General features: G+C 71.0%; 13 protein-coding genes. 9 read left to right on the top strand and 4 right to left on the bottom strand.

The window, feature by feature from the left end:
• Together DXZ73_RS34200 and DXZ73_RS34195 are read right to left on the bottom strand one after the other, a co-directional pair.
• Entirely contained in the window at positions 1-1,806 is a 1,806-nt protein-coding gene (locus DXZ73_RS34200; RefSeq protein ID WP_162890439.1) for a fatty acyl-AMP ligase, read from the bottom strand.
• Positions 1,807-1,939: 133 nt separating this feature from the next.
• On the bottom strand, positions 1,940-2,737 hold the full coding sequence (locus DXZ73_RS34195; RefSeq protein ID WP_240351615.1) for a thioesterase family protein: 798 nt from the start codon (positions 2,735-2,737) through the stop codon (positions 1,940-1,942).
• A gap of 560 nt (positions 2,738-3,297) precedes the next feature.
• Here DXZ73_RS34195 and DXZ73_RS34190 point away from each other — a divergent pair.
• From DXZ73_RS34190 to DXZ73_RS34170, 5 genes are all read left to right on the top strand, one after another.
• Positions 3,298-4,296, top strand: coding sequence for a beta-ketoacyl-ACP synthase III (locus tag DXZ73_RS34190; RefSeq protein ID WP_425315934.1), 999 nt, complete (start codon positions 3,298-3,300; stop codon positions 4,294-4,296).
• A 214-nt stretch (positions 4,297-4,510) separates the two neighbouring features.
• Positions 4,511-5,302: a 2OG-Fe dioxygenase family protein gene (locus DXZ73_RS34185; protein WP_116214814.1), complete on the top strand. Its 792-nt coding sequence runs from the start codon at positions 4,511-4,513 to the stop codon at positions 5,300-5,302.
• A gap of 78 nt (positions 5,303-5,380) precedes the next feature.
• Positions 5,381-6,271, top strand: a complete 891-nt coding sequence (locus DXZ73_RS34180) for a MetQ/NlpA family ABC transporter substrate-binding protein (RefSeq protein ID WP_240351614.1) — start codon at positions 5,381-5,383, stop codon at positions 6,269-6,271.
• 4 nt (positions 6,272-6,275) lie between these two features.
• On the top strand, positions 6,276-7,298 hold the full coding sequence (locus DXZ73_RS34175) for a methionine ABC transporter ATP-binding protein (protein ID WP_116214812.1): 1,023 nt from the start codon (positions 6,276-6,278) through the stop codon (positions 7,296-7,298).
• Complete coding sequence (locus tag DXZ73_RS34170) at positions 7,295-7,957, top strand: methionine ABC transporter permease (protein ID WP_116214811.1); 663 nt, start codon at positions 7,295-7,297, stop codon at positions 7,955-7,957. The genes DXZ73_RS34175 and DXZ73_RS34170 overlap by 4 nt, the downstream gene beginning before the upstream one ends.
• 77 nt (positions 7,958-8,034) lie before the next feature.
• On the opposite strand, the gene DXZ73_RS34165 is transcribed toward DXZ73_RS34170, so the two are convergent.
• Positions 8,035-9,057: a terpene synthase family protein gene (locus tag DXZ73_RS34165; protein WP_116214810.1), complete on the bottom strand. Its 1,023-nt coding sequence runs from the start codon at positions 9,055-9,057 to the stop codon at positions 8,035-8,037.
• Between the two features lie 701 nt (positions 9,058-9,758).
• A complete protein-coding gene (cynR, locus tag DXZ73_RS34160; RefSeq protein ID WP_116214809.1) occupies positions 9,759-10,667 on the bottom strand; it encodes a transcriptional regulator CynR in 909 nt (302 codons plus the stop codon).
• Positions 10,668-10,803: 136 nt separating this feature from the next.
• Here cynR and DXZ73_RS34155 point away from each other — a divergent pair, with 136 nt between their 5' ends.
• From DXZ73_RS34155 to DXZ73_RS34140, 4 genes are all read left to right on the top strand, one after another.
• Complete coding sequence (locus DXZ73_RS34155; RefSeq protein ID WP_116214808.1) at positions 10,804-11,418, top strand: carbonic anhydrase; 615 nt, start codon at positions 10,804-10,806, stop codon at positions 11,416-11,418.
• A gap of 57 nt (positions 11,419-11,475) precedes the next feature.
• Positions 11,476-11,946 carry a cyanase gene (gene cynS / locus DXZ73_RS34150; protein WP_116216062.1) on the top strand — a complete coding sequence of 157 codons (471 nt, stop codon included), beginning with the start codon at positions 11,476-11,478 and terminating at the stop codon, positions 11,944-11,946.
• A gap of 78 nt (positions 11,947-12,024) precedes the next feature.
• Complete coding sequence (locus DXZ73_RS34145) at positions 12,025-12,525, top strand: nucleoside deaminase (protein ID WP_116214807.1); 501 nt, start codon at positions 12,025-12,027, stop codon at positions 12,523-12,525.
• Positions 12,526-12,536: 11 nt separating this feature from the next.
• Entirely contained in the window at positions 12,537-12,944 is a 408-nt protein-coding gene (locus DXZ73_RS34140; protein WP_205519286.1) for an NUDIX hydrolase, read from the top strand.
• The last annotated feature ends 56 nt before the right edge of the window (positions 12,945-13,000 follow it).

Raw genomic sequence — 13,000 nt, 5'->3', positions numbered from 1 at the left:
TCACCGTACGGACAGCGGCATGTCGTCCGCGGCCGGGGTCAGCTTTTTCAGCGTTCCTTGGACGTATGCCGTGCGGGTGGCGTCCCGGCGGACCTTCCCGCTGGTCGTCATCGGGATCGCGCCGACGGGGCCGAAGTGCACATCGGCCGGTCCCACTCCGTGGTCGGTGGTCACCGCGGTGACCACCGCGTCCCGCACCTCGTCGAATTCGGCGGCCAATTGCCGTGCGGTGCCGCGGAATTCCGTGACCACCACCAGCTCCTCGCCGGACTTTCCCGGTACGGAGAAGACGGCCGCGCCGCGGAGCCTGTCATGGGCGCGCCGCACGGAATGCTCGATGTCCTGCGGATAGAGATTGCGGCCCGCGATGACGACGAGGTCTTTCAGGCGCCCGGTGATGCAGAGCTCCCCCTCGTGCAGGAAGCCGAGGTCGCCGGTGCGCAGATGGCTCCGTTCACTTCCCGAACCCACGAGCCGCGCGGCGAAGGTCTCGGCGGTGAGCTCCGGCCTGCCCAGATAGCCGGTGGCGACGTTCGGGCCGCGCACCCAGACCTCGCCGATCCTGCCCGGCTCCACCGGGCGCCGTTCGCCGGGGTCGACGATGACGACCTCGTGCTGCTCGGCGACCTCGCCGCAGCTGACGATCCGGGTGGCCCGGCCGTCGCCGGCCGCCGCGGCGTCCTCGGCGGGCAGGTGGCGGACGCGGCCGCGCTCCAGCTCCGCCTTGTCCAGCCATACGGTCCTGACGGCGCTGCCGGTGGGCTTGCCCGACACGTAGAGCGTGGCCTCGGCCAGTCCGTAGCACGGGATGAGTGACGCCTCGTCGTATCCGCGCGGGCCGAACCGTTCGCGGAAGGCGTCCAGAGTGGCCCGTGAGACGGGCTCCGATCCGCAGAAGACCTGGCGCAGGGTGCCGAGGTCGAGCGTCGCCAGTTCCTCGTCGGTGATGCTCGACGTGCAGATGTCGAAGGCGAAGTTCGGGCCGACCGAAATGGTCACCTTGTGGTCGGTGACCGCCTTGAGCCAGCGGTAGGGCTGCTGCACGAAATACGCCGGGGGCATCAGCACCAGGGGCCAGCCGCCGTGCACCGCGAGCATGATCGTGCCCATCAGGCCCATGTCGTGGTAGGGCGGCAGCCAGGTGCAGCCGACGCGGTCGGGCTCGTACCCCATGTTCGCCTCCAGAGCGAGGCAGTTGCTCACGAGGTTGTCGTGGGTGAGCACGATCCCCTTGGGGTCGCCGGTCGAGCCGGAGGTGTACTGGAGCAGCGCCGGTTCGGCGATCCGTACGGGCGTCGCGCGAGGGTCCTCGGCCGCGGCGTCCGCCGCCTCGCGGAAGTAGTCGTCGTCGACGAACACCCACTGCGGCCGGGGTATAGACGCCGGGAGCTCCGCCTCGAACCGGTCCACCCGGTCCGCCAGCCGGGTGTCCGCGATGATCACGTCCGGGGTGCAGTCCTCGACGATGGAGACGAAGCGCGCCAGGGCGCGCCTCCCGGTCGGCGGGAAGGACGGCACGGCGGTGGCGCCGGCCCGGAGGATCCCGAAGAGGGCGGCGATGTAGTGCAGGCCCGGGTCGAGGGCCAGGACGGCGCGGCGCCCGGTGAGCTCGCGCCGCAGCAGGTCGGCGGCGACGCGGGCGGCGTGGTCGGCGAGTTCGTGGTACGTCCACTCCACGGCCTGGTCGCCGGTGCCGTCGGGCAGGAAGCGGAAGGCGAGCTGCCGGGGCAGGCCCGCGCGGTGTTCGAGTATCTCGGGCAAGGTCGTGGGCCATGACGTGCGCGCCCAGCCGGATATGTGATCCACAGCGCCCCCGTTGCTTGAGTCTCGTGACCGGGACCGTCATTGCGCCGATGCCGGGCCCTGAATTCCTGTGCTGTTGCCGCCGTGCACGGTGGATCTCCCGGTCGGCGCCCCGGTCTGTGCGTCAGTCGGTGCGTCAGTCGGTGCGGATGATGCGGAGCTGGTGTGCCGAGCCCAGGTGGGCGCCGTCCCGGCCCCAGGCGTCGATCTCCTCGTCCACCCATCCGTCGGCGGTGGCCGCGCGGGTCCTGGCCCGCAGGAGGATCCACGGCGAGGCGGCCCGGTCGAGGTTCGCACCGGCCCGCACGGTGAGTTCGACGGTCGGCACCAGGGCCAGGGTGGACAGCACGGCGGCATAGGACGGCGCCAGGGAGTCCATCAGCAGGACGAATCGCAGGACGTCCGGCGGCTCCTCGTCCTCGAGGAGTCTGATCCAGGCGGTGAGTTCGGGTTCGGTGCCGCCCGCGTAGGGCCGGTTTGGGCCGACCGGGCGGATTTCCAGGTAGGAGGAAATGGGCACGAACTCCGGTGGAATGGCGAAGATCCCGCATTCTTCGGGAGGCGGGGCGTCCGGTGCCGCGGGGGCGAACGTCGGCCATTCCGCGGTCCCCGGCGACCCGAGGACAGCGGAGGCGTCGACGTGTATTCCCTTGGCCGTCACCGCCCGGGCGCCGAGCGCGGTGACGCTGCGCCCGGTCCGTACCGTCGAGGTCTCCAGCCGGAACTCGTCGCTGATGGGCCGGTGGAAGCGCGCGGTGACGCTCCGCAGGGGAATGTCCGGCGCTTCGTCGCGCATCGCCGCGGCCATGAGCGCGACCGTGAGTCCGCCGTGGAATCCGCCGAAGCCGTTCAGGTGTGTTCCGGCGTCGATCCACTCGCCCGCGGGCCGGCGGAGCAATGCCAGGGGTGACAGAGGTGAAGCGGTGTTCGTCATGAGTCCACCGTTCCCGTGGTCGGTTCGGGCACGACGGACGCTGTGCGATGGCGGAACTCGATCGTCGACAACAGGCCGGTCATGGCGATGAGTTGGATCACACGAGTGACCGTAGAAGGGGCCGATGTCGCCAAGCAAGCAATAATTTTTGTGACCCGCGTCACGGGTGCGCGAATCATGGAACCGGCGTGACGTTCGACACTCGACGGCCCTCGTCCGGTGGGTTGCGGAATCCAACCCGCCCGGAGATAGTCTCCCCGGCGAGTGAGCTCACGATCGGCTCGGGGGGCCTGTACGGGCGGCACGGCGACCGCCGACGCGGTTCGCCCATCGGCCTGCGGAAGCCGCGTGCCGCAATGTCACCCCAGGCGGGAACGGTTGTCCCGCCTTTTCCGGAGCGGGAACGGAACTCCGGCCACGGGTACCGGCAATGGCCGGCGCACCCGGACCGGGACCGTTCTTCCGCCGATGTGCCGGTGCCCGGAACTCCACCGCGGGGCGCGACAGCGGGCCGGCGGCGGCCGGACGCGGGCCGGCAAGAGGACCGACCGAAGGTGGGTATTGCCATGCTGATACGGCGAACTGCCGCACAGGACGTAGGAATTCTGGGGATCGGCGCCTATCGGCCGCACCGCGTCGTGGGCAATGACGAGGTCGCGGCGCGTACCGGACGTACGGCCGAGTGGATAGAAAGGCGTACCGGCATCGTCGAGCGTCGATACGCCGCCGCGGACGAGACCGTGGTCGACATGGCGGTGGAGGCGGCGCGGAAGGCGGCCGCCGACGCGGGGGTCGCGCCCGACGGGCTGGACGCGGTGGTCCTGGCCTCCATGTCGGGCCTGCGGCAGACCCCCGGTGGCGCGGCGGAGATCGCCGACCGGCTGGGCACCCGGGCCGCGGCGTTCGACCTCAACGCGGCCTGCGCGGGGTTCTGTTACGCGCTGGCGCTGGCGGCCTCGTCGGTGCGCGACGGCTCGGCCCGGCATGTGCTGGTGATCGGCTCCGACAAGATGACGGACATCGTCGGCCCCGAGGACCCCTCGACGGCCATCCTGTTCGCCGACGGTGCCGGGGCGATGGTGGTCGGGCCGCGGGAGGAGGACGGGATGGGCCCGGTCGTCTGGGGGTCGGACGGAAGCCGCGGCGATCTCATCGCGCACTCCGCCGACTGGCTCCGGTACCGCGACTCCCCGAAAACCGAGTGGCCCACGATGCGCATGGCCGGGCCCGAGGTGTTCCGCTGGGCCATGGAGGAGATGCCGGAGGTCGCCCGGCGGGCGCTGGACGCGGCGGGCGTGCGCCCGGCCGATCTCGGCGCCTTCGTCCCGCACCAGGCGAATCTGCGGATGATCGAGGCCGTGGCCGGGCGGCTGGAGCTGCCCGCGCACGTCACCGTGGCCCGCGACGTGGTGAACGCGGGCAATACCTCCGCCGCCTCCATTCCCCTCGCCGTCGCCGGGCTGCGGGAATCGGGGACGGTGGGCAGGGGCGATCTGGCGCTGTTCCTCGGATTCGGGGCCGGACTGACGTGGGGGGCCCAGGTCGTACGGCTGCCGTGACCGGCCCACGCGGTGAATTGCCGGGCGAACCGGTCGCGCGCACCGGGCGGTTTCTGTGTGCGTCCTTTTCTCCGCCGCCTGTTTGTCCCCCTCCGTCCCGCTGATGCGCGCATTCCGGCCGACGACCTCGCCGTGTCGCCTTACCGTCGAGAAGAGGCCCCGCGCGGCGGTCCGCCTCGCCGACGAACCACACCGCACCAAAGGCAAGGACACCATGACGTCAGCCCCATCGCGCGTGCCGGGCCCGGCCGCCGCCCCGTCCGGACAGCCCCCCGTGCCGGAGCGGCCGCCCTTCGCGCACTTCGGCCCGGAGGTGCTCGGCGCCGCGCTGGACGGGGGTCCCGCGGACTCCTTCGCGAAGTTCACCGCCTCCTGGGACGGCCTGCCCGCCGATGCCCATCTCGGCACCGACCGGCCCTACCGCTTCCGGCGGTACGGTTCCTTCCGCATCCATGGCGACCGGCTGGAACGGCTGCCGCACGCCGCCTTCTTCCAGGACCGCTCGGTGAACCGGGTGCACGGCGGGGTGGACCGGCTGTTCGCCCCGCTGGAGGACGCCGTGGCGGCGGGGGCGGCGCTGCACACGATCGTCCGCGCCCTCCATGAGCGCCTCCCGGGCCCCCGGGCCGGCATCGACACCTGTGGTGTCCACCAGATCCGCGTCACCGCGACCGTCCGGGCCGAGGGTCACCCCGCGCCCGAGGGCGTGCACCGGGACGGTCACGCCTACGTCGCCCAGGTGCTGATCCGCCGCCGGGACGTACGGGGCGCGGAGTCCTGTCTCTACGACCTCCAGGAGCGGCCCGTGCACCGGGCGCTGCTCACCGCGCCCTTGGAGACGATCGTGCTCGACGACCGCCGGGTGCTGCACGGCGTCTCCCCGGTGCGGCCCGCGCCCGGTGCCGGATCCGGTGTCCGCGACATGCTGCTCGTCGACTTCTTCCCGGGGGCTCAGGGTACTCAGGGGACTCAGGGGGATTCCTTCACTCCCATTACAGGAACGTGAAGGCTTCCTTTCTTTCCCAGGCAAACGCTCATTCCGCCCATACGATCCACAGCACTTGTTGGTCTTGCACTTCCTGGAATGAGCCTGTCGATGAAACTCACCCTGTCCCGCCGTCACTTCGCGGCGGCGTCCGCGGCCGCCGCCCTCTCGCTCCTGCTGTCGGCCTGTGACCTGTCCGACGCGGCCGACGGCAACCGGGTGCGGATCGGGGTCAGCGGCGCCGACCCCGAGTGGGACGTCGTGGCCGAGGAGGCCAAGAAGGAGGGCATCGACGTCAAGATCGTCACCTTCGACGACTACCAGCTGCCCAACCGGGCGCTCGCCGACGGCGATATCGAGCTCAACGCCTTCCAGCACCTGGCGTTCCTGAGCCAGTTCAACGCGCGCAACGGCACCGACATCGTGCCCGTCACCTCCACCTCCGTGGCGCCGATGGGCCTCTACTCCCTCAAGCACAAGAAGGTCGACGAGCTCCCCGACGGGGCTCGCGTCGCCATCCCCAACGACCCGTCGAACCAGGGCCGGGCACTGCTCGTGCTGGAGCAGGCGAAGCTGATCGAGGTCAAGGACAAGGCCGGGATCTACGCCACTCCCGAGGACATCGAGGCCAACCCCCGGCATCTGAAGATCACTCCGATCGACGCCCAGCAGACCCCGCGCACCCTCAAGGACACCGACGCCTCGATCATCAACGACGGCGTCGCGGTGCTCGCCGGTCACAAGCCGTCGGAGGCGATCTTCCGCGACGACCCGAAGAGCGCCACGGCCCGCCCGTACGTCAACGTCATCGCCGCCCGGGCGAAGGACAAGGACAGCGAGACCGTGCGGAAGATCGTCAAGATCTACCGGTCCCCGAAGGTGCAGGAAGCCGTCGCGAAGTCGGCGGACGGCGCGAAGTACGTGCTGGACATCCCGGCGGCAGAGCTCCAGCGGGAACTCGACCGGCTCCAGAAGCAGGGCCGGGGCTGACACGGTGATCGAACTCCGCGGTGTCAGCAAGGTCTACCCCGCCCGCGACGGCAAGCGGGGGTCGCAGTTCCGGGCCGTCGACGAGGTGTCCCTGACCATCCGTGAGGGCAGCGTCTTCGGCGTCGTCGGCCACAGCGGCGCGGGCAAGAGCACCCTGCTGCGCCTGGTCAACTATCTGGAGGTGCCCACCTCCGGCGCCGTGCTGGTCGACGGCCAGGATCTGGGCGCGCTCGGGGAGCGGCGCCGACGGGCCGTCCGGCAGTCCATCGGGATGGTCTTCCAGCAGTTCAACCTGTTCCGCTCGCGCACGGTCCTCGGCAATGTCGCCTATCCGCTGAAGCTGTCGGGGCTGCCGCGCGCCGAGGTCCGCGCCCGCGCCGAGGAGGCCCTGCGGTTCGTGGGACTCGCGGAGCACGCGCGCCGCTATCCCGAGCAGCTCTCCGGCGGCCAGCGGCAGCGGGTCGGCATCGCCCGCGCCCTCGCCACCTCCCCGAAGGTGCTGCTCTGCGACGAGGCGACGTCCGCGCTCGACCCGCAGACCACGGGCGAGGTCCTGGCCCTGCTCCAGCGGGTCAACAGCGAGCTGGGGATCACCATCGTGCTGATCACCCATGAGATGGACGTGGTGCGCGGCATCTGCGACGAGGTGGCGGTGATGGAGGACGGCAAGGTCGTGGAGAGCGGCAGCGTCTACGACGTCTTCTCCCGGCCGGAGCACCCGACCACCGTCTCCTTCGTCCGGTCGGCGCTGCACGACGTCCCGGACGGGGCGGCCCTGGAGCGGCTGCGCGCCCGGCACGGCGGCCGGCTCGTCACCCTGCCGGTCTCCGGTGACTCCGCGGGCACGCACGAGTGGTCACGGCTGCTGCGCAGACACGAACTGGACTTCTCCATCGCCCACGCCGGGGTCGGCGAGGTGCAAAGCCGCCCGCTGGGCAGCGTGACGCTCGAACTGCGCGGTCCGGACGACGCGATCGACGCCTTCCTCACCGAACTGGCCGCGGCCGGAAAGGCGGCCGCCGCGTGAGCGTCGACTGGAGCAGGTTCTGGGTCAAGGTCGTCGACGCCACCGGCGAGACGGTCTACATGGTGCTGGTCACCCTGGCCCTGTCCGCGCTGCTCGGCCTGGCCGTCGGCCTCGTCCTCTACGCCACCCGCAAGGGCGGCATCCTGCAGAACCGGCCGGTCTTCGCGGTGCTCAACGCGCTGATCAACGTGATCCGGCCGGTGCCCTTCATCATCGCCATCGTGGCGCTGTCGCCGGTGACCCGCAGCGTGGTGGGCACGATGATCGGCACCGAGGCCGCGATCTTCCCGATGGTGCTCGTGGCCACGTTCGGGGTGGCCCGGATCGTGGAGAGCAATCTGCTGTCCGTCGAGCCCGGGGTGATCGAGGCCGCGCGGTCGATGGGCGCGAGCCCCTGGCGGATCATCCTCACCGTGCTGATCCCGGAGGCCCTCGGTCCGCTGATCCTCGGCTTCACCTTCATGCTGGTCGCGCTGATCGACTTCTCGGCGGTGGCCGGGACCGTGGGCGGCGGCGGGGTGGGCAACCTCGCCATGACGTACGGCTATCTGCGCTTCGACACCTCGGTGATGGTGGTGACGGTGGCGGTCCTGATCGTGCTGGTGCAGATCGCCCAGTTGCTGGGCAATCTGCTGGCCCGCAAGGTGCTCCGCCGCTGACGGGCGGGCCCACGTCCCCGGGCCGGTGGCTCTCCACCGGCCCGGGGACGTGCCGCCCGCGCGGCACGGTGCGCCGTTCAGTCGACGGTCTGGGCTATCACGTCCTCGATCCGGGGAGAACGGATGACGTGCAGGACCCCGACGTCGCTGTAGCGCGCGCTGATGTTGCTCCAGTGGTAGTTCCCCCGCATGCAGGCGCGGTTGGCGTCCAGGAAGCGGTGGGTGTTCTCGCGCTGTTCGGTGGAGAGGCCGAAGGCGTCGCACAGCCGGTCGATCTCACCGACCAGCTGCTGGAAGCGACGGGTCCGCCGGCGCACCATCTGCTGGAGCCGGGCGACGGCCTCGTCCTGCGAGCAGGAGTGCTCCCTGCCCAGCAGCAGGACGGCGTTGTTCGGGTCGCCGTTCGCCTGGTCCTTCTCCAAGGAGTGCAGGTCGTTGGTGAGGGTGACGACCTCGGCGGTGATGTCGCGGGCCTCCAGCATGCACATGCTCTGGTGGATCTCCGGCGGTGCCTCGAAGTGCCCGCAGCGCTCGGAGATGTCCAGGACCACCTGGCTGCCGATCCCGTCCCGGCGCAGCTTCATGTACGAGTCCATGCCGAGCGCGGTGCCGCTCTTGCGGTTGACGGCCTCGGAGACGTACGTCAGGAAGTACTCCTCCCAGTGCCGGACGGTGCGTCCCCGCCAGGCGGCCGACATCCCCTGCTGGGCCCGGGCCCACAGGTTCGACCACAGGCGGGCCAGCGGGAAGGACGGCGTGACGACGGGCTGCGCCGAACCCTGCCGCGCGAGGGCCGCCATCTCGTGGCAGATCTCGTACGTGGCCGCGGGGTTGTGGCCCAGGGCGCCGTCGAAGAGATCGTCGAAAAAGAAGAAGAAGCTCTGCACGGCGAGGCCGAAGGTCAGCTCCCGCTCGGAGACGTCCGGCAGGAAGCCCGCCGCGAGCAGGGCGATGTTCCACGACCGGTAACGCTCTATGTTCTGCTGGCTGCTGAGCAGACCCGCGGAAATCAGCCATCGCTCGTTGCGATCGGCCACGGCGTCCACCCGTGGATTCGTCTTGGTGGGGAACGGTATGTCCAGGGCGATGTCCTGTGGCATCTGGGGCCGGCCTCCTTCGGGCCATTCCGAGCCGAACTCGTCGTTGCGGTACGGGGTTGCTCGGGCCGGGCGCTGCCGGTCCTCATGCGCGCGTGGTGCCCTCGGCGGAGCGGAGGCTGGCCTTCCGTCGGGTCGGCACGGAAGAAGGAGGGGAACGCCTGCGTTCGCTCCCCCATGGCGCGGCACCCGCGCCGTGTCCCCCTGGACGGTCGCTCCCAGGCTGGATCACTGCCCTCTCCCTCGTCCCCCCGCGGCAGGCCGTGCCTCCGGGCCCCGACTCCTCCCCGGCGCGGGGCCTGGCAGGATGGTGCCCTCTAGACGCGAGCGTAAAAACGAAAACCATACATTCGATAGATGTATTGGGGCACACGGCGCACTCGGTCCATGCTGCATAGGCATTCGTCCTGATCCGTGCGCCACGCGCCCCCTGATGCGGTTCAACTGCGGCGCAGGGGTTCCGGCGCCGTGATCCGGACGCCCGGGGAGGGCACACCGCGAGCGTGCGGCAGGGGCTCGGCGGGCCACCGGCGACACGCACGGCACTCGGGTCCGCAGCAGCGCCAGTGGGCACCGGTACGGACCTGGCTACGCGCCCATCGGCATATGGTGTCGGCATATCGGAGTGACCTGAAACCGTACCCCGCGACCGTCTGTTCCGGCCCGGAAGACAGCGAACGGGCGGCCGTGCGCCCCATGTTCGCTCACCTGCGCGGTCCGCACACCGCCCCGGCGGCGACGTCCCGGGCCAGGGCGGTGAAGGCGCGGGCGGCCGCGCTGCGGTAGGCCGCGTCACGGCGCAGCAGCGTCACGGTGCGCGTGGGCAGCGGGGGGTCCAGGGGGACCGGGTGGAGGTGGGGCTGTCCGCTGGTGATGGCGTCGGGCAGGACCGTCGCGAGGGGGGTCCTGCCGACGATCTCGACGAGCGCGCTGATGGAGTTGGCCTCGACGGCGACGTCGGGCCGGACCTTGTGCTCCGCGAAGTGCGCGTCGATGTGCCGGCGGGTGGCGAAGTCACCGCTGAGCAGGGCGAGCCGGTGCCCGCCGACCTCCCCGAGCGGCAGCGGCTCCGCGCGGCCCGCGTGCGGATGGCCGGGGCCGACGACGAGGCCGAGCGTCTCGGTGAAGAGGTCGGTGCCGGCGATCCCCGGCAGGTACGTCCCGCTGAAGGCGATGCCGAGGTCGAGCGTGTCGGCGAGCAGCTCGGCCTCGATGCGGTCCTGGGTCAGCTCCCGGATGTCCAGGGTGATGCCCGGGTGCCGGGCGTGGAAGTCCGCCACGAGCGGGCCGAGCAGATAGGCGGTGAAGGTCGGGGTCATGGCCAGCCGGAGGCTCCCGCGCGAGAGGTCCTGCACGTCGAGGACCGCGCGTTCGCCCGCCGCCAGGTTCTGCAGGGCGCGGCGCGCGTAGTCCGCGTACACCTCGCCCGCACCGGTCAGCCGCACCGCGCGCCCGGAGCGGTCGAGCAGCTGGACGCCCAGGGCCCGCTCCAGCTGTTTGATCTGCTGCGAGAGCGTCGGCTGCGAGACGCGCAGCGCCTCGGCGGCGCGGGTGAAGCCGGCGTGCTCGGCGACGGCGAGCAGATACCGCAGGTGGCGAAGTTCCAAGACCATGCGACCCACTATAGATGCCATCAATGGGTTTCATGGATACCACGTCTTGGACACTATAGGTACAGGTCATGCATGGTGGAACACGTCGGACGGCGGGACACGCCGACCGGCACCGTCACCGGAGAAGGAGTGACCCATGCACGACATCGCCGAGGGGTTCCAGCGCTTCAGGCAGGACGTGTTCCCCGCCCGCGCCGAGCTCTTCGCCCGGCTCGCCAACGACCACCGGCCGGGCGCCCTGTTCATCAGCTGCTCGGACGCCAGGGTCGTCCCCGAGCTGATCACCCAGCGCGATCCGGGCGAGCTGTTCGTCATCCGCACCGCGGGGAACCTCGTACCGCCTTACGCACCCGGTGCGGACGGCGTCGCCGCCAGCATCGAGTACGCGGTCGGCGTCCTCGGCGTCACGGACGTGATCGTCTGCGGGCACTCCGACTGCGGCGCGATGACCGCGCTCGCCTCTGGCGGCGACCTCGGCACCCTCCCGGCGGTGGCCGACTGGCTGCGCCACGCCGACGCGGCCAAGGCCCGCACCGACGCCACCGGCCCCGCCTCGGGCGCCGGCCGGGTCGCCGCCCTGGTCCGGGACAACGTCCTGAGCCAGCTGGCGAACCTCCGCACCCACCCCTCGGTGGCCCGGGCCCTCGCCCGGCAGGAGGTGACCCTGCACGGCTGGGTCTACGACATCCCGTCCGGCTCCGTCGAGGAGCTCGACACCACCAGCGGGCGCTTCGTCGCCCTCGCCGGCTGAACCACTCCCCCGTTCCGGGTGACCGCCCGGACCACCGACGCAACGAAAGGCTTCACCATGATCCACGCACAGGCGGACCAGAACGCCCGTCAGCAGCTCGCCGTCCAGGTCGTCGACGCCAAGACCCGCAAGGACCTCTCCTGGCAGCAGCTCGCCGACGTGACCGGCCTGTCGGTGGCCTTCGTCACCGCCGCCCTGCTCGGCCAGCATCCCCTGCCCGCCGACGCGGCGAAGGCCGTGACCGAGCTGCTGGGCCTCGACGAGGACGCCGCCCTGCTGCTCCAGACGATCCCGCTGCGCGGCAGCATCCCCGGTGGCATCCCCACCGACCCGACGATCTACCGCTTCTACGAGATGCTCCAGGTCTACGGCTCCACGCTGAAGGCGCTCGTCCACGAGGAGTTCGGTGATGGCATCATCAGCGCGATCAACTTCAAGCTCGACGTGAAGAAGGTCGAGGACCCCGAGGGCGGCTCCCGTGCGGTGATCACCCTCGACGGCAAGTACCTGCCCACCAAGCCGTTCTGACCGGTGGCAGGGGCGGGGCCGGTTCCGCCGGCCCCGCCCCTGCCGCACCGCACACGCACGTCACGCACAAGGAGCAGCATGGACTTCGCACAGCGCACCATCGACATCGCCCGGGCCAATGTGGCGGAGGGCGGGCGTCCGTTCGCCACGGTCATCGTCCGGGACGGCGAGATCGTCGCCGAGAGCCCCAACAAGGTGGCGCAGACCGGTGACCCCACCGCCCACGCCGAGATCCTCGCCATCCGCGACGCCTGCACCCGGCTGGGCACCGAGCACCTGACGGGCTGCACCATCTACGTCCTCGCGCACCCCTGCCCGATGTGTCTGGGCTCGCTCTACTACTGCAGCCCGGACGAGGTCGTCTTCCTCACCCAGCGCGACGACTACGAGCCGCACTATGTGGACGACCGCAAGTACTTCGAGCTGGGCACCTTCTACGCCGAGTTCGGCAAGGACTGGGAGGACCGGCGCCTGCCGATGCGCTACGAGCCGCGAGAGGCGGCCGTCGACGTCTACCGGACGTGGCAGGACCGCAACGGCGGCGACCGCCGCGTCCCCGGCGCCCCCACCGCGGCCTGAGGAGGAAGACCATGGCCAAGCTGATCGAGAAGGTCGCGTGGATCCGGCTGGAGAACGGCCGGGTGCTCACCGCCCGTACGCAGGACAGGGCCGCGTTCTATCTGCCGGGCGGCAAGCCGGAGGCCGGTGAGAGCCGGGAGGAGGCGCTGGTCCGGGAGATCGAGGAGGAGCTCGGCGTCACGCTGGACCCCGCAACGATCGCCCACGCGGTGACGGTCGAGGCCGCGGCGGACGGCAAGGCGGCGGGCACGGTCGTGCGGATGGTCTGCTTCACGGCCGAGGGCTCGGGCACTCCGGTGCCGAGCGCCGAGATCGGCGAGGTGGCGTGGCTGGGCCACGAGGACCGCGACCGGGTCAGCGCGGCGACGGCACTGGTCCTGGACGAGCTGGTGTCGGCGGGTCTGCTGCCGCGGGCGTGAGACCGCGTACGCCGCGCGTTCCCGATGGGTTCGGGAACGCGCGGCCGCCCGCGTCG

This window comes from Streptoverticillium olivoreticuli subsp. olivoreticuli (assembly GCF_003391135.1).
Lineage (GTDB): Bacteria > Actinomycetota > Actinomycetes > Streptomycetales > Streptomycetaceae > Streptomyces > Streptomyces blastmyceticus.
Note: the sequence above shows the minus strand (reverse complement) of the source record. Positions and strands in the feature narration are given on the sequence as shown.

Bases quoted from the DNA above. Each gene is read 5' to 3' on its own strand.
- DXZ73_RS34195 (WP_240351615.1), bottom strand. From the start codon at position 2,737: ATGACGAACACCGCTTCACCTCTGTCACCCCTGGCATTGCTCCGCCGG.
- DXZ73_RS34185 (WP_116214814.1), top strand. From the start codon at position 4,511: ATGACGTCAGCCCCATCGCGCGTGCCGGGCCCGGCCGCCGCCCCGTCC.
- DXZ73_RS34180 (WP_240351614.1), top strand. From the start codon at position 5,381: ATGAGCCTGTCGATGAAACTCACCCTGTCCCGCCGTCACTTCGCGGCG.
- DXZ73_RS34165 (WP_116214810.1), bottom strand. From the start codon at position 9,057: ATGCCACAGGACATCGCCCTGGACATACCGTTCCCCACCAAGACGAAT.
- cynR (WP_116214809.1), bottom strand. From the start codon at position 10,667: ATGGTCTTGGAACTTCGCCACCTGCGGTATCTGCTCGCCGTCGCCGAG.
- DXZ73_RS34155 (WP_116214808.1), top strand. From the start codon at position 10,804: ATGCACGACATCGCCGAGGGGTTCCAGCGCTTCAGGCAGGACGTGTTC.
- cynS (WP_116216062.1), top strand. From the start codon at position 11,476: ATGATCCACGCACAGGCGGACCAGAACGCCCGTCAGCAGCTCGCCGTC.
- DXZ73_RS34145 (WP_116214807.1), top strand. From the start codon at position 12,025: ATGGACTTCGCACAGCGCACCATCGACATCGCCCGGGCCAATGTGGCG.
- DXZ73_RS34140 (WP_205519286.1), top strand. From the start codon at position 12,537: ATGGCCAAGCTGATCGAGAAGGTCGCGTGGATCCGGCTGGAGAACGGC.